The following is a 14,333-nucleotide window of genomic DNA, read 5'->3' as shown; positions in this document are numbered from 1 at the left end:
AACGGAAAGGGCGGCGAGATGTTCTCGCCGCCCTTTCTTTTGTACGGCTCGCCGTGCTGCTCGCCGTACGGGAGTTACTTCACGTCGACGAAGTCCTGCGGGGAGAGTGCGCTGCGGGTCTTGGACGTGGCCTCGACCTTGGCGCGCCAGTAGCCGTCCTTGGCGGCCTTGAAGGTCTTGGCGTACTTGCCCGTCGAGGTGGCCGTGGTCAGGCCCATGAGCTTGTACTTCTTGGTGCCCTTGGCCTTGAAGTAGACCTCGACCTCGGCACCCTTGTAGGCCGCCGAGCCGCGCACGACCTTGCCGGAGACCTTGAAGCCCTTGCCGTACCCCGCCTTGGCCGGCGCCTGCAGGGTGATCTTGGCCTTGGCCTTCTTGGAGACGCCCCCGGTGGGCTCCTCGACCGTGAACGAGGCCACGCCCTTGAGCGTCTGGCCGGCACGGGCGGCGTACACCTCGAGCGTCCACGCGCCCGGCGTCGAGTCGTCGGCCATGTAGGTCACGCCCGAGTACGTCCCGTCGTTGTTCGAGTCGAGTGCGCCCAGGTCGTAGTACTCGCCGGTGTCGTCGCTGACGAGCTTGGCCGACACCGTGCTCGCGCCGTTGGCCGTGGCCTGCACGGTGACCTTGACGTCCTTGCCCTTGCGCAGCTTGACCGGGCTCGGCGTGACGGAGGCGGCGGTGATCCCCTGCTTGGCCGTCACCTTGATGGTGAAGGAGTTGTCGCCGGTGTTCGCGCCCCTGGCGACCCTGACGTTGAGCTTCCAGTCGCCGGCCGGGTCGTCCTTGCCGATGGCGAAGGTGCCGCTGACCGGGGCCTCCGACCCGCTCTTGGCCCAGTCGCCGAACGCCACGGGCTTGTCGGCCTTGCCGGGCGGCGTCACGGTGCCGGTGACGCCGGTGGCCGTCCCCGGATCCTTCAGCTTGAGCGTGACCGTGACCTGGATCTCCTTGTCCAGGGGCACGTACGCGTCGGACGAGGCCGCCCCGTTGAAGTCCGAACCGGCGGCGTTGGCGGCCTGCAGTCCGGTACCCCCGAGGAGAAGCGCGGCCCCCGTCGCGGTCGCCAGCAGCAACCGCAGCCTCTTCATCATCTGGTGTCCTTAATGTGTGCCTTTGTGTGCGCGGGAGCCTAGTGTGACAGGAGTGGCGTCGCCATAAGGTTCCGGGGAATGCCTCGTGGCCTGGGATGGTTCCAACATCTGGCACACTGTTAGCTGAACCGCAGCGGTTCCGGTTCCCGCCGTGCCGGCGACCCGGCGACCGCCAGCTGAGAGGACTCCCATGAAGCCCGACATCCACCCCGACTACCACGTGACTCAGGTGAGCTGCTCCTGCGGCAACACGTTCACGACCCGCAGCACCGCCAAGAACGGCGTCATCCACGCCGACGTGTGCTCGGCCTGCCACCCGTTCTACACGGGCAAGCAGAAGATCCTCGACACGGGCGGCCGGGTGGCGCGCTTCGAGAAGCGCTTTGGCAAGAAGGCCTCGGGCAAGTAGCTCGATCGACGCCGGCCCGGACGCACGCAGGTGCGCCGGGTCGGCGTTGTTGGTGAATGGGCCAAGATCTTCCAGGGTAAGGACGCACGGTGAATCTTGACGACACGCTCAAGGAATACGCGGAGCTGGAAACCCAGCTCGGCGACCCCGCCGTGCACGCCGACCAGAACAAGGCCCGCACGCTCGGCAAGCGCTACGCCCGGCTGACCCCCGTCGTGGGCACCTACCGCGAGCTGGAGACCGCCCGCGAGGACCTGGCCGCCGCCAAGGAGCTGGCCGCCGAGGACGAGGCGTTCGCCGCGGAGGCGGTCGAGATCGAGCAGCGCATCCAGCAGCTGGAGGAGCGCCTGCAGCACCTGCTCATCCCGCGCGATCCCAACGATGACAAGGACATCATCATGGAGATCAAGGCGGGCGAGGGCGGCGAGGAGTCGGCCCTGTTCGCCGGCGACCTGCTGCGGATGTACCTGCGCTACGCCGAGCGGCTCGGCTGGAAGACCGAGATCATCGACGCCCAGCACTCCGACCTGGGCGGTTATAAAGATGTCACGGTCGGCATCAGGGCGAAGTCGTCCGCGGGGGGCGACGAGGGCGTGTGGTCCAGGCTGAAGTTCGAGGGCGGTGTCCACCGCGTGCAGCGCGTGCCCGTCACCGAGTCGCAGGGCCGCATCCACACCAGCGCCGCGGGCGTTCTGATCTACCCGGAGGCGGAGGAGGTCGACGTCCAGATCGACCCCAACGACCTGCGCATCGACGTCTACCGCTCAAGCGGCCCCGGCGGCCAGTCGGTCAACACCACCGACTCCGCGGTCCGCATCACGCACCTGCCCACCGGCACGGTGGTCTCCTGCCAGAACGAGAAGAGCCAGCTGCAGAACAAGGATTCGGCGCTGCGCATCCTGCGCGCCCGGCTGCTGGCCATCGCCCAGGAGGAGGCCGAGGCCGCCGCCCAGGCGGAGCGCAAGTCGCAGGTGCGCACCGTCGACCGCTCCGAGCGCGTCCGCACCTACAACTTCCCGGAAAACCGCATCTCCGACCACCGCGTCGGCTTCAAGGCGTATAACCTCGACCAGGTGCTCGACGGTGAGCTGAACGCCGTCACCCAGGCCCTCATCGACGCCGAGACGGCGGAGAAGCTCGCACAACACTCATGAGTTTTCTGCTGGACGAGATCGCGCACGCCACCGCCCGGCTGGCCGAGGCAGGCGTTCCGTCGCCGCGCACCGACGCGGAGGAGATCGCGGCCTTCGTCCACGGCGTGCGCAGAAGTGAGCTGCACACGGTCAGGGACGCCGACTTCGACGCCCTGTTCTGGGAGGGCATCGCGCGGCGTGAGGCCCGCGAGCCGCTGCAGCACATCACCGGCCACGCCTACTTCCGCTACCTGGAGCTCAAGGTCGGCCCCGGCGTGTTCGTCCCCAGGCCGGAAACCGAGGTGGTGGCTGGCTGGGCGATCGAGACGCTGCGCGCGATGGACGTGGCCGCCCCGCTGGTCGTCGACCTCGGCACCGGATCGGGCGCCATCGCCCTGTCGATCGCCCAGGAGATCGCGCTGGCCGAGGTGCACGCCGTCGAGGTCGACCCCGCGGCGTACTCGTGGGCCAAGCGCAACATCGCCGAGCACGGTCAGGGCCGCACCCATCTGCACCCGGAGGACCTGACCGACGCGCTGCCCGAGCTCAACGGCAAGGTCGACCTGGTCATCTCCAACCCGCCCTACATCCCGCCCGGCGCGATCCCGCGCGACCCCGAGGTGCGCGACTACGACCCCTCGCGCGCGCTGTACGGCACGGGCGACGACGGCCTGGGCGAGGTCAGGGCGGTCGAGCGTACGGCACGCCGCCTGCTGCGCCCCGGCGGCTGGGTCGCCGTCGAGCACGCCGACCAGCAGGGCCGCGACGTCTACCTGACCTTCCCGGAAGACAGGGGCTGGCGCGACGTACGGCTGCGCCAGGACCTGACCCGCAGGGACCGCTTCGTCACAGCCAGACTCGGCCAGGACTAGGATGCACGCCGTGGGACGACGTTTTGACTGCACGGATCTCGACCAGCGAGCCGAGGGCCTGATCGAGGCCGCCGCCGCGGTGCGCCGCGGCGAGCTCGTGGTGCTGCCGACCGACACGGTCTACGGCATCGGCGCCGACGCCTTCACTCCCACCGCCGTGACCGGGCTGCTGGAGGCCAAGGGCAGGGGCCGCGACATGCCGCCGCCCGTCCTGGTGGGCACCGTGCGGGCAGCGAGCGCGCTGGTGGAGGACCTGGGCCCCTACGGCCAGGACCTCATCGACGCGTTCTGGCCCGGCCCGCTCACGCTGGTGTGCAAGGTCAACAAGGCGCTGTCGTGGGATCTGGGCGAGACCAAGGGCACGGTCGCCGTGCGCATGCCGCTCCACCCGGTGGCGCTCGACCTGCTGAAGGAGACGGGCCCGATGGCCGTCTCCAGCGCCAACCGCTCCGGCGCCCCGGCCGCCACCACCGCGGAGGAGGCCGAGGAGCAGCTGGGCGACTCGGTGGCCGTCTACCTCGAGGCGGGCAAGACGACCGACAACACGCCCTCCACGATCCTGGACCTGACCACGGCCGTGCCGCGGCTGCTGCGCAGGGGCGCGATCCCGGTGGAGAAGCTGCGCGGCATCATCGGCTACGTGGCCACCGACTCCTGAGCCATACCCGCTGGCTATCCCCGCTGCGCGGGTCGTGTCCGGCCGCCTAGCGTGATTGCGGTAGCGGTGACACGTCGGGAGTGAGCCATGGGCAAGTTCGACGGGATGGATCCGAAGCTGGTCCGCGAGCTGCTGGCAGAGGTCAAGCGGGCGGCGGGGGAGCTACGGACGACGGAGAGCCGCGTCGCCCACGTGATGAGCGCGGCCGGCCTGCCCACCCAGACGACGCACCGGCCGTCCCAGGTGGCCGACTCCGCCGACACGATGGTCCACGACGTGTCGGCGCGGCTGGCGCTGCTGGAGAAGAAGCACGACCCGACTCCGACCCCGGTGGTCGGCGGCGAGCAGCACACGACCACCGATGACCACACTCCCACGCAGGATCCCAAGCCTGCGCAGGACCACAAGCCCACCTCCGGCCAGCCGTCCGGCCACACGACGGCCTCCGACCAGCAGACCGTGTCGGGCGACCTGGCGGGCGAGTCGGGCAAGCACGAGCAGGCCAAGGATTCCGGCACGCAGCCGGCGCACCTCGACCCGCACAAGCCGCACGTGGTGGAGGTCGACGGCGTCAAGGTGCTGCAGGTGCCCGTCGACCCGCCCACCGCCACCGAGCTCAACGACCTGATCAAGAACATCGACAAGGTCCAGCCGCACGACCTGCCCGCGGCGACGGCGCACCAGCCCGGCCAGGTCGAGCCGGGCGACGCCCGCCCCTGGGTGAACGACGGCAGCGACGTGGTCTCGGTGAACGTCAAGCCCATCACTCCCGAGGCGCTCAAGAACCTCATCGACCACATCCGCGACGTCCCGCCCATGGACATGCCGCACGTCGAGGTGCCCAAGGGCGAGTGGGGCCACGGCGACTGGGCGCCCAAGCACATCCAGCCCGACGGCCCGCCGGGCACCCTCGACCCCGGCGGCCCCACCCACCACACCACGCCGCCCGGCTCCTCGGGCCACGCGACCACGGCCACCAGCGGCGCCGTGCACGCCGTACAGGGTGGGGACGTCACCGACGGCGGCAGCGGGGCGCAGGCCGCACAGAGCGCGTACGCCAATGACGGCAGCGACGTGGTGTCGGTGAACGCCAAGCCGCTCGACCTGGATGCGCTCAGGACCCTGCACGACCACGTCCGCGAGGTGCAGCCGCTGGACATGCCGGGCGTCGAGGTGCCCAAGGGAGAGTGGGGGCACGGTGAGTGGACGCCCAAGGACATCGAGCCTGACGGCCCGGCGGGCACGATCGAGCCGGGAGCCCCGGAGAGGAGCGCGTGATGTACGCCGACCCGCCCGCGCCGCAGCCCCGCCAGCCGGGCGAGAACCCGCCCAGCACCAGCAGCGCCAACCCGCTCGACGGCCAGCCCAGGGCGTGGGAGTTCAACCCCGAATACCAGCGCCTGGTCACGGCCTGGCAGAGCGTGCTGCCCATGCTGGAGTCGCTCACGACCGCGCTGGACAAGGCCTACCAGCTCGCCAGGAGCCCGCAGACGTGGGAGGCGCCCGTGGGCGGCCGCTACGTCCAGGACCTGGCCGAGTGGCGCTCCAGGCTGGCCATGTACCGCCAGGCGGTGCTCACCTCGATCAGCGACGAGGCCGCCGACACGCCGCGCTGGGTGCCCAGCGCGACGGGGGCGCCTCATGCTTTCTCGTAATTCGGTCGTACAGTGGGGAAATGGGTGAACAGCCCTACTACGGGCCGGATTTCAACCTGCTCCAGCGCCAGGACCCCGAGCTGGCGCAGGTGCTGCTCGACGAGCTCGACCGCGTCCGCGGCGGGCTCCAGTTGATCGCGAGCGAGAACTTCACCTCGCCCGCCGTGCTGGCCGCGCTCGGCTCCACGCTCACCAACAAGTACGCCGAGGGATACCCGGGCCGGCGCTACTACGGCGGCTGCGAGGTCGTCGACCTGGCCGAGCGCCTGGCGATCGACCGGGCGCGCAGGCTCTTCGGCGCCGAGCACGCCAACGTCCAGCCGCACGCCGGCGCCACCGCGAACCTGGCCGCCTACGCCGCGCTGCTGCAGCCGGGCGACACGATGCTGGCGATGGCGCTGCCGCACGGCGGCCATCTCACGCACGGCTCGAAGGTGAACTTCTCCGGCCGCTGGTTCGACGTCGTCTCCTACGGCGTGCGGCGCGACACCGAGCTCATCGACTACGACGAGGTCCGCGACCTGGCCCTGCGCCACCAGCCCAAGCTCATCGTCTGCGGCGCCACGGCCTACCCGCGCCTGATCGACTTCGCGGCCTTCCGCGGCATAGCCGACGAGGTGGGCGCCTGGCTGCTCGCGGACGTGGCGCACACCATCGGGTTGATGGCCGGCGGGGCGATCCCGTCGGCCGTGCCGTACGCGGACGTGGTCACCTTCACCACCCACAAAACGCTGCGCGGGCCGCGCGGCGGTGGGATCCTGTGCACGGCCGAGCTGGCGGCGAAGATCGACAGGGCGGTGTTCCCCTTCATCCAGGGCGGGCCGCTGATGCACGCGGTGGCGGCCAAGGCGGTGGCCTTCGGCGAGGCGTTGCAGCCCGAGTTCCGCGACTACGCGCGGCGGGTCGTGGCCAACGCGCAGGCGCTGTGCGAGGCGCTGGCGGTGGAGGGCATGCGTCCGGTCTCAGGGGGTACGGAGACCCACCTGGCGCTCATCGACCTGCGCGCGCTCGGCGTCACCGGGGCCGAGGCCGAGACGCGCTGCGCCGATGCCGGGATCACGCTGAATCGCAACGCGATCCCGTATGATCCCGAACCGGCGGCGATCACGTCGGGTATCAGAGTGGGCACTCCCTGTCTCACCACGCAGGGGATGGGGCCACAGGAGCTGAAAGAGGTGGGAACCCTGGTCGCGCGGGCCGTACGCTATCCCGACACCGTTGCCGAGGTACGGGAAAGAGTGAAGGCGCTCTTGGCCATCCATCAGCCATATCTCAGCGAATATTAAGCTGTTCTGTGTCGATTTCCGGTCACAGCAGGCCGAAGCATCCGGGAAACTAGGTCCGTGCGCGAATACCTGTTCATGGCGCTCATTGCGGCGGCGGTGACGTATCTGCTCGTCCCGCTCGTGCGACGCTTCGCGATCCGCATCGGCGCCATGCCCGAGGTTCGGGACAGGGACGTGCACACCACCCCGATCCCCAGACTGGGCGGCCTGGCCATGTACGGCGGGCTGGTCGCGGGCCTGCTCACCGCCAGCCAGCTGGAGAACACCGGCAAGACGCTCGCCGAGGCCGAGGGGCACCCCGTGACGGCCCTGCTCGTGGCGGGCGGGATCATCACGCTGACCGGGTTCCTCGACGACTGGTGGGGCATGGACGCCTTCATCAAGCTGGGCGGCCAGATCGCGGCCGCCGGCGTGCTCGTCTACTCGGGGCTGCGCCTGACCTACATCCCGCTGCCCAAGGACTGGGGCGGCTCGCTCAGCCTCGACTATCCGCTGAGCACCATCATCACGATCCTGATCGTGGTCGTGGCGATCAACGCCATCAACTTCGTCGACGGGCTCGACGGGCTCGCGGCCGGGATCGTGTGCATCTCGGCGATGGCCATCTGGGCTTACTCGATCCTGCTGAAGCAGAGCATCTCCGGTGACCGCATAGCCACCACGGCCGCCATCGCCTCCGTGCTGATCGGCGCCTGTCTGGGCTTCCTGCCGCACAACTTCCACCCTGCCAAGATCTTCATGGGCGACACCGGCGCCATGCTGATCGGTCTGGTGCTCGCCTCCTCGTTCGTCACGGTGACGCCGGTCGACCCGACCGTGATCGAGAACATGAACCGGTTCGGCGTGCTGATCCCGCTGCTCATCCCGGCGGCGCTGCTGGTGCTGCCGCTGGTCGACCTGATAACCGCCGTCGTCAGACGCACCTCCCAGGGGCTGTCACCGTTCGCGCCCGACCGCGGCCACCTGCACCACCGGCTGCTCGACATCGGCCACTCGCAGCGCAGCTCGGTGCTGATCATGTACGCGTGGACCTTCCTGTTCGCGTTCGGGATCGTGGCGATGTCCGTGGCAGCCGTGCCCGTGATGCTCTTCCCGATCGCTGTCGTGCTCGCGGTCGTCGTGCTGGTGGCGATGGCGGCGCCGCGCTGGCGCGGCAGGGGCGGCGCGCACGCGGCCCAGGGCAAGCACCCCTCCGACGACGACGGCCCGCCCACCGGCCCGATGCCTCCGGTACTGCCCGCCGACGACGAGGCGACCAGGCAGGTCAGGCGGCCGGCCATGCCGCCCACGCAGGAGCGCGCTACCGCCGAGGGACAACCGGTCATTCCCGCATTTCCGCGCAGTTCATGATCGCGAACTAGAAACGGCAGGTAAAAGCGGTCATCCGTGAGCTTGTGATATCTTTCACGAGCAGGGGCCCCCGACCACATAGGTTCTGGGGGTAGCAAACGCTCGCTTGATAATTTGCTGATGGAGCACCGATGCAGGCCAACGACGTGCGCGTACTCAAGAGCGCCGCGCTGCCCACACTGGTCGTGGGAGTGCTCGCCGTGGTCCTGGCTTTCCTGCTCGCCGGGGGCAAGGGAGCGCTGGGCGCGACGATCGGCACCTTGCTCGTAGCCGTTTTCTTCAGCATCAGCGTGGTAGCCGTCTCCTATGCCTCACGCATCTCGCCGCAGATGATGGCCGCCGCCGCGATGGTCAGCTATCTAGTCAAAGTGGTCGTCATCATGGTGACGCTGGTCACATTCCGTGACACGTCCGCATGGGACACCAAGGCGTTCGCCTGGACCGTGGTGGCGTGCACGATCGTGTGGACCGCCTTCGAAGTCCGCGCCTTCATCAAGACCAAGATGCTGTACGTCGACCCCGACGCCAAGGTCCCCGGGCACGGCGACTCATGAGGCGGGTAAAGGGATGGGGTCCGATATGACTAGTCCTCCGCATCCCTGCTATCGTCAAGCCCGCGATGAGCGAACAGGAACGCCGGCCGGAGAACGACGGTCGCGACTTCGCCGACGCCATGTGGTCGATCCCCAGCTATTTGCTCGCAGGGATGGCGATCTATGGCGGACTCGGCTGGTTGCTGGACCGCTGGCTTGGCCTGTCCGCGCTCTTCCCCATAGGCGTGGTTTTTGGGGTCATGCTGTCCGGCTATCTGGCCTACCGCAAGTTCAGTCGCTAGCGCCACGCTGCGATCGCCCCGCTGGGAATACCTCCGTGATCCATTACGACGTTGAAGGGAACGCCGCGTGAGTGCGCTGACGGTCCTCGCCTCTGCAGACGATCAGTTCCAGGCGCCGACGCCTGAGGAACTGTTCAACAGCTTTCCTCCGATCATCCCGGGCGTGGACTGGTTGACCAAGCCGGTTCTGCTCGCGATCCTGAGCGCGATCGTCGTGGTGGTCTTCTGCTGGTCGGCCTTCGCCAACCCGAAGATCGTGCCGCGGGGTGTCCAGAACGTCGCCGAGTACGGCTACATGTTCGTGCGCGACCAGGTCGCGCGGCCGTTCCTGGGCAAGGACGCCGACAGGTGGATGGGGCTGCTCCTGTCGATCTTCCTGCTGGTGCTGTTCTGGAACTTCCTGGGAGTCATCCCACTCGCGCAGTTCCCCGTCGCCTCGCACATCGCCTTCCCGGCCGTGCTCGCGATCACGATCTACGTCCTCAAGGTCTACCTGGGCATCAAGCACCAGGGAGCCGGTGGCTACTTCAAGAACATGATGTTCCCGCCCGGGCTGCCCAAGTGGATCTACTTCCTGCTCGCACCGATCGAGTTCCTGTCGAACATGATCATCGCGCCCTTCACGCACGCCGTGCGACTGTTCGCGAACATGTTCGCTGGGCACATGCTGCTCGCCTTCTTCAGCATGGTCGGCTTCTGGTTCCTGTTCGAGAAGCTGACCCCCCTCGGCGCCCCCGTCGGCGTCCTGGGCGTGATCATGACGATCATCTTCACCGGCTTCGAGTTGTTCATCGAGTTCCTGCAGGCGTTCCTGTTCGCCATGCTCGCCGCGATGTACATCGGCGGTGCGCTGCACCCCGAGCACTGACCCCCAGAAAGTCCAGACCGGTACCCACACCGGCCGTCCAGTAAAGGAAGAACAGTAATGAGCGTTCTCGCTGAGGTCTCCGGCAACGTCACCGCCATCGGTTACGGTCTTGCCGCCATCGGCCCCGGCATCGGCGTCGGCATCATCTTCGGTCAGGGCGTGCAGGCCATCGCCCGCCAGCCCGAGGCGTACGGCCTGATCCGTCAGAACATGCTCCTCGGCTTCGTCCTCACCGAGGCCCTGGCCCTCATCGGTCTGGTCGCGCCGTTCATCTTCGCGAACATCAAGTAACCAGAAGAACCCCTGACGAAAGGCTGCATCCATGACTAAGGCAGCTACGCTCCTCGCTGCGGAGGAGGGCGGGTACAACCCGCTGCTTCCGCACACGTTCGAGCTCGTCGTCGGTATCTTCTCGTTCGCCGTCGTTGCCTTCTTCCTCATCAAGGTCCTCGTCCCGCGCATCCAGAAGACGCTGGCCGAGCGGACCGACGCTATCGAAGGCGGCATAAAGCGAGCGGAAGAGGCTCAGGCCGAGGCGCAGTCACTGCAGCAGCAGTACCGCGACCGGCTGGCCGAGGCCAGGCACGAGGCGGCTCGCCTGCGTGAAGAGGCCCGCGAGCAGGCGGCGCAGATCAAGGCCGAACTCCGCGAGGAGGCCCAGGCCGAGGCGCGCCGGCTCATCGACGCCGCGCACGCCCAGATCGAAGCCGACCGCCAGGCCGCCTTCGCCCAGCTGCGTACCGAGATCGGTCGCCTGTCGACCGACCTGGCCGGCCGCATCGTCGGCGAGTCCCTCGAGGACGAGGTCAGGCAGCGCCGTACCGTCGACCGGTTCCTCGATGAGCTCGAGCAGGCGGTCCGCTGATGATCGGTCTGAGCAGGGCCTCGCTGGCAGAGGTCGAGGAGCGCTTCAACGCCGTGGCGGGCAGCGCTGATCTCGGCACTCTCGCCGACGAGCTGTTCGCGATCGCGGATCTGCTCGACCGCGAGCACGGCCTGCGGCGCGCTCTGTCCGACCCGGCCCGGCCGGCCGCGCAGAAGGCGCAGACCGTGCGCGCGCTGCTGTCGGGCAAGGTCAGCGAGCCCGCTGCCGCCACCGCCGAGGCCGCCGTGTCGGCCAGGTGGTCGCGTGCGGGCGACCTGTCCGACGTGCTCGAGCGGCTCGGCGTCGTCGCCGCCGTGGGCGAGGCCGAGGCACAGAGCAAGCTCGACGACGTGGAGGACGAGCTCTTCCGCTTCGGCCGCATCATCGCCGGCAACCCCGAACTCCGCCGTGCCCTCACGGACGCGGCCGCCCCCGAGGACGGCAAGCGGCAACTGCTGCGCGACCTGCTCGGCGGCAAGGTCGCGGAGACCACGCTGCGTCTCGTCACGCAGCTGGTGCTGCACCCGAGAGGACGTAGCCTGGAAAGCGGGCTGGATGAGTACGGCCAGCTGGTGGCCCAGCAGCGCCAGCGCCTCGTGGCAGTGGTGCGCAGCGCCGTCGAGCTGACCGAGGAGCAGAAGCGGCGCCTGGCGGCGTGGCTGAAGACCTCCTACGGCCGCGACGTGCACCTGAACGTCGAGGTGGATCCGCGTGTGCTCGGTGGATTCTCGGTTCGCATCGGCGACGAGATCATCGACACCACCATTGTGGGACGAATCGAAGAAGTCCGCCGCCGGTTGGCCGGCTAGGGCGATAGGGAGACAGAAGAGAGATGGCGGAGCTTACGATCCGGCCGGACGAGATCCGGGACGCGCTTGAGCGCTTCGTCCAGGCGTACGAACCGGAAGGCGCCGCGCGCGAGGAGATCGGGACCGTCGTCGACTGTGGCGACGGCATCGCCCATGTCTCCGGCCTGCCCTCGGCGATGGCGAACGAGCTGCTCGAGTTCGAGGGCGGCACGCGCGGCCTGGCACTGAACCTCGACACCCGTGAAATCGGTGTCGTTATCCTGGGCGACTTCAGCAAGATCGAGGAGGGCCAGTCGGTCCGCCGGACGGGCGAGGTCCTGTCCGTGCCGGTCGGCGACAACTTCCTCGGCCGCGTGGTCGACCCTCTAGGCAACCCGCTCGACGGCAAGGGCGCGATCGAGTCCGAGGGCCTGCGCGCCCTCGAGCTGCAGGCGCCGTCCGTCGTCCAGCGCCAGCCGGTGAAGGAGTCCCTGGCCACCGGCATCAAGGCGATCGACGCCATGACCGCGATCGGCCGTGGTCAGCGGCAGCTGATCATCGGTGACCGTGGCACCGGCAAGACCGCGATCGCCATCGACACCATCCTCAACCAGCGCGACAACTGGGCCTCGGGCGACCCGCAGAAGCAGGTCCGCTGCGTCTACGTCGCGATCGGCCAGAAGGGCTCGACGATCGCGCAGGTCAAGGCCCGCCTCGAAGAGGCCGGTGCGCTGGAGTACACCACGATCGTGGCCGCTCCCGCCTCCGACCCCGCGGGTTACAAGTACCTTGCCCCCTATACCGGCTCCGCCATCGGCCAGCACTGGATGTACCAGGGCAAGCACGTCCTGATCGTCTTCGACGACCTGACCAAGCAGGCCGACGCCTACCGCGCGGTGTCGCTGCTGCTGCGCCGCCCGCCGGGCCGCGAGGCCTTCCCCGGCGACGTGTTCTACCTCCACTCCCGCCTGCTGGAGCGCTGCGCCAAGCTCTCCGACGACATGGGCGGCGGCTCGATGACCGGCCTGCCGATCATCGAGACGAAGGGTAACGACGTCTCGGCGTTCATCCCGACCAACGTCATCTCCATCACCGACGGCCAGGTCTTCCTCGAGACCGACCTGTTCAACGCCGGTGTGCGTCCGGCGATCAACGTCGGTATCTCCGTGTCCCGAGTCGGTGGCTCGGCGCAGGCGAAGGCGATGCGGAAGGTCGCGGGCACGCTGCGCCTGGCGCTGTCCCAGTACCGTGACCTGGAGGCGTTCGCCGCGTTCGCCTCCGACCTCGACGCCGCCTCCATGGCTCAGCTCGAGCGTGGTCTGCGCCTGGTCGAGCTGCTCAAGCAGCCGCAGTACAGCCCGTTCTCGCTGGAGCGCGAGGTCGCCTCGGTCTGGGCCGGCACCACCGGTGAGCTGGACGAGGTCCCGGTCGAGGATGTCCGCCGCTTCGAGTCGGAGTTCCTGGACTACATCCAGACCGCGCACAAGGGCATCTTCGACGCCGTCCGCGAGACGCGCGAGCTGTCCGACGACACGGTCACCGCGCTCAAGGACGCCATCACGGAGTTCAAGAAGGGCTTCACCACCTCTTCCGGTGAGCTGCTCATCAAGGACGAGCCGGTGGCGCCGCTGGAAGCCGAAGAGGTCGGCCAGGAGAAGATCCGCAAGGTCGTCCGCTCGGCGGAGAAGAAGTAATCCATGGGTGCCCAGCTAAGAGCCCTGCGGCGGCGGATCAAGTCGGTCAAGTCGACCGCCAAGATCACGCGCGCCCAGGAGCTCATCGCTTCCTCGCGGATCGTGCGAGCGCAGCAGCGGATGCAGGCGGCCCTGCCGTACGAGCGTGAGATCACGCGCGCCGTCACGGGAGTCGTCAGCAACGCGGCCAGCGTCGACCACCCGCTGACGGTGGCGAAGGAGAACGCCGCCAAGGCGGGCGTGCTCGTCGTCACCAGCGACAGCGGCTTCTGCGGCGGCTTCAACGCCAACGTGCTGCGCGAGACAGAGGCCCTGCGCGGGCTGCTGGAGAGCCGCGGCATGAAGGTGACGCCGTTCGTGACCGGGCGCAAGGGTGTCACCTGGCACACCTTCCGCAACCGCGAGATGGGCGGGCAGTGGGTCGGCATCTCCAGGAAGCCGTCCTACGCCGACGCCAAGGAGATCGCGCAGGCGCTGATCGACTCCTTCAAGGACGAGAACGGCATCGACGAGATCCACATCGTCTCGACCGAGTTCGTCTCGATGTTGACCCAGAACGTGGTCGTCAAGCGGATCCTGCCGCTTGAGATCGAGGAGACCGAGGCGAGCGAGAGCGACGCGATCCCGCCCTACTACGAGTTCGAACCGACCGCGGCCGACGTGCTCGAGTCGCTCCTCCCGCGCTACGTGGAGTCGCGCATCTTCACCGCGCTGCTGGAGTCGGGGGGGGGCGGGGGGGGCCCCCCCCCCCCCCCCCGGCGCCCCCCCCCCCCGCCCCCCCCCCCCGGCCGGGGGGGGGGCCCCCCGCCCAGCAAACGCCACCCCC

The 14,333-nt window shown here is 68.7% G+C and carries 17 protein-coding genes; 16 read left to right on the top strand and 1 reads right to left on the bottom strand.

Annotated elements, in window-relative coordinates:
• Window positions 1-74 precede the first annotated feature (74 nt).
• The gene (locus tag ACIBHX_RS26550; protein WP_397069949.1) at window positions 75-1,094 is read right to left on the bottom strand and encodes a hypothetical protein; all 1,020 of its coding nucleotides are present in this window, start codon (window positions 1,092-1,094) and stop codon (window positions 75-77) included.
• 190 nt (window positions 1,095-1,284) lie between these two features.
• Between ACIBHX_RS26550 and rpmE the strand changes: the two genes are divergently transcribed.
• From rpmE to atpG, 16 genes are all read left to right on the top strand, one after another.
• Window positions 1,285-1,503, top strand: coding sequence for a 50S ribosomal protein L31 (gene rpmE, locus ACIBHX_RS26545; RefSeq protein WP_214321518.1), 219 nt, complete (start codon window positions 1,285-1,287; stop codon window positions 1,501-1,503).
• Window positions 1,504-1,592: 89 nt separating this feature from the next.
• A complete protein-coding gene (prfA, locus tag ACIBHX_RS26540; RefSeq protein WP_397069948.1) occupies window positions 1,593-2,657 on the top strand; it encodes a peptide chain release factor 1 in 1,065 nt (354 codons plus the stop codon).
• Complete coding sequence (gene prmC / locus ACIBHX_RS26535; RefSeq protein ID WP_397069947.1) at window positions 2,654-3,508, top strand: peptide chain release factor N(5)-glutamine methyltransferase; 855 nt, start codon at window positions 2,654-2,656, stop codon at window positions 3,506-3,508. The genes prfA and prmC overlap by 4 nt, the downstream gene beginning before the upstream one ends.
• A 1-nt stretch (window position 3,509) precedes the next feature.
• A complete protein-coding gene (locus ACIBHX_RS26530) occupies window positions 3,510-4,166 on the top strand; it encodes an L-threonylcarbamoyladenylate synthase (protein ID WP_397069946.1) in 657 nt (218 codons plus the stop codon).
• Window positions 4,167-4,253: 87 nt separating this feature from the next.
• Complete coding sequence (locus ACIBHX_RS26525; protein ID WP_397069945.1) at window positions 4,254-5,444, top strand: hypothetical protein; 1,191 nt, start codon at window positions 4,254-4,256, stop codon at window positions 5,442-5,444.
• Complete coding sequence (locus tag ACIBHX_RS26520) at window positions 5,444-5,821, top strand: hypothetical protein (RefSeq protein WP_397069944.1); 378 nt, start codon at window positions 5,444-5,446, stop codon at window positions 5,819-5,821. The genes ACIBHX_RS26525 and ACIBHX_RS26520 overlap by 1 nt, the downstream gene beginning before the upstream one ends.
• Window positions 5,822-5,841: 20 nt before the next feature.
• Window positions 5,842-7,107 carry a serine hydroxymethyltransferase gene (gene glyA, locus ACIBHX_RS26515; protein WP_397069943.1) on the top strand — a complete coding sequence of 422 codons (1,266 nt, stop codon included), beginning with the start codon at window positions 5,842-5,844 and terminating at the stop codon, window positions 7,105-7,107.
• 57 nt (window positions 7,108-7,164) lie between these two features.
• Complete coding sequence (locus ACIBHX_RS26510) at window positions 7,165-8,457, top strand: glycosyltransferase family 4 protein (protein WP_397069942.1); 1,293 nt, start codon at window positions 7,165-7,167, stop codon at window positions 8,455-8,457.
• Window positions 8,458-8,588: 131 nt separating this feature from the next.
• Window positions 8,589-9,011: a hypothetical protein gene (locus ACIBHX_RS26505; RefSeq protein WP_397069941.1), complete on the top strand. Its 423-nt coding sequence runs from the start codon at window positions 8,589-8,591 to the stop codon at window positions 9,009-9,011.
• A 65-nt stretch (window positions 9,012-9,076) separates the two neighbouring features.
• Entirely contained in the window at window positions 9,077-9,292 is a 216-nt protein-coding gene (locus ACIBHX_RS26500; protein ID WP_250573566.1) for an AtpZ/AtpI family protein, read from the top strand.
• A 67-nt stretch (window positions 9,293-9,359) separates the two neighbouring features.
• On the top strand, window positions 9,360-10,160 hold the full coding sequence (gene atpB, locus ACIBHX_RS26495) for a F0F1 ATP synthase subunit A (protein WP_397069940.1): 801 nt from the start codon (window positions 9,360-9,362) through the stop codon (window positions 10,158-10,160).
• A 57-nt stretch (window positions 10,161-10,217) separates the two neighbouring features.
• Entirely contained in the window at window positions 10,218-10,451 is a 234-nt protein-coding gene (gene atpE, locus ACIBHX_RS26490) for an ATP synthase F0 subunit C (RefSeq protein ID WP_397069939.1), read from the top strand.
• 31 nt (window positions 10,452-10,482) lie between these two features.
• Complete coding sequence (locus ACIBHX_RS26485; protein WP_397069937.1) at window positions 10,483-11,025, top strand: F0F1 ATP synthase subunit B; 543 nt, start codon at window positions 10,483-10,485, stop codon at window positions 11,023-11,025.
• Window positions 11,025-11,834, top strand: a complete 810-nt coding sequence (locus tag ACIBHX_RS26480; protein ID WP_397069936.1) for a F0F1 ATP synthase subunit delta — start codon at window positions 11,025-11,027, stop codon at window positions 11,832-11,834. The genes ACIBHX_RS26485 and ACIBHX_RS26480 overlap by 1 nt, the downstream gene beginning before the upstream one ends.
• Window positions 11,835-11,857: 23 nt before the next feature.
• Window positions 11,858-13,507 carry a F0F1 ATP synthase subunit alpha gene (gene atpA, locus ACIBHX_RS26475; protein WP_397069935.1) on the top strand — a complete coding sequence of 550 codons (1,650 nt, stop codon included), beginning with the start codon at window positions 11,858-11,860 and terminating at the stop codon, window positions 13,505-13,507.
• Window positions 13,508-13,510: 3 nt separating this feature from the next.
• Window positions 13,511-14,333 (top strand): ATP synthase F1 subunit gamma (gene atpG / locus ACIBHX_RS26470; protein ID WP_397069934.1); only part of this gene is annotated, 823 nt, incomplete at its 3' end.

Source organism: Nonomuraea sp. NPDC050536 (assembly GCF_044457685.1).
Taxonomy (GTDB): Bacteria; Actinomycetota; Actinomycetes; order Streptosporangiales; family Streptosporangiaceae; genus Nonomuraea.
Note: the sequence above shows the minus strand (reverse complement) of the source record. Positions and strands in the feature narration are given on the sequence as shown.

Excerpts from the sequence above, each read along its gene's own strand:
- rpmE (WP_214321518.1), top strand. The coding sequence starts at position 1,285 with ATGAAGCCCGACATCCACCCCGACTACCACGTGACTCAGGTGAGCTGC.
- ACIBHX_RS26530 (WP_397069946.1), top strand. The coding sequence starts at position 3,510 with ATGCACGCCGTGGGACGACGTTTTGACTGCACGGATCTCGACCAGCGA.
- prmC (WP_397069947.1), top strand. The coding sequence starts at position 2,654 with ATGAGTTTTCTGCTGGACGAGATCGCGCACGCCACCGCCCGGCTGGCC.
- glyA (WP_397069943.1), top strand. The coding sequence starts at position 5,842 with ATGGGTGAACAGCCCTACTACGGGCCGGATTTCAACCTGCTCCAGCGC.
- ACIBHX_RS26500 (WP_250573566.1), top strand. The coding sequence starts at position 9,077 with ATGAGCGAACAGGAACGCCGGCCGGAGAACGACGGTCGCGACTTCGCC.
- ACIBHX_RS26525 (WP_397069945.1), top strand. The coding sequence starts at position 4,254 with ATGGGCAAGTTCGACGGGATGGATCCGAAGCTGGTCCGCGAGCTGCTG.
- atpA (WP_397069935.1), top strand. The coding sequence starts at position 11,858 with ATGGCGGAGCTTACGATCCGGCCGGACGAGATCCGGGACGCGCTTGAG.
- ACIBHX_RS26485 (WP_397069937.1), top strand. The coding sequence starts at position 10,483 with ATGACTAAGGCAGCTACGCTCCTCGCTGCGGAGGAGGGCGGGTACAAC.
- ACIBHX_RS26550 (WP_397069949.1), bottom strand. The coding sequence starts at position 1,094 with ATGATGAAGAGGCTGCGGTTGCTGCTGGCGACCGCGACGGGGGCCGCG.
- ACIBHX_RS26520 (WP_397069944.1), top strand. The coding sequence starts at position 5,444 with ATGTACGCCGACCCGCCCGCGCCGCAGCCCCGCCAGCCGGGCGAGAAC.
- ACIBHX_RS26480 (WP_397069936.1), top strand. The coding sequence starts at position 11,025 with ATGATCGGTCTGAGCAGGGCCTCGCTGGCAGAGGTCGAGGAGCGCTTC.
- ACIBHX_RS26505 (WP_397069941.1), top strand. The coding sequence starts at position 8,589 with ATGCAGGCCAACGACGTGCGCGTACTCAAGAGCGCCGCGCTGCCCACA.
- atpE (WP_397069939.1), top strand. The coding sequence starts at position 10,218 with ATGAGCGTTCTCGCTGAGGTCTCCGGCAACGTCACCGCCATCGGTTAC.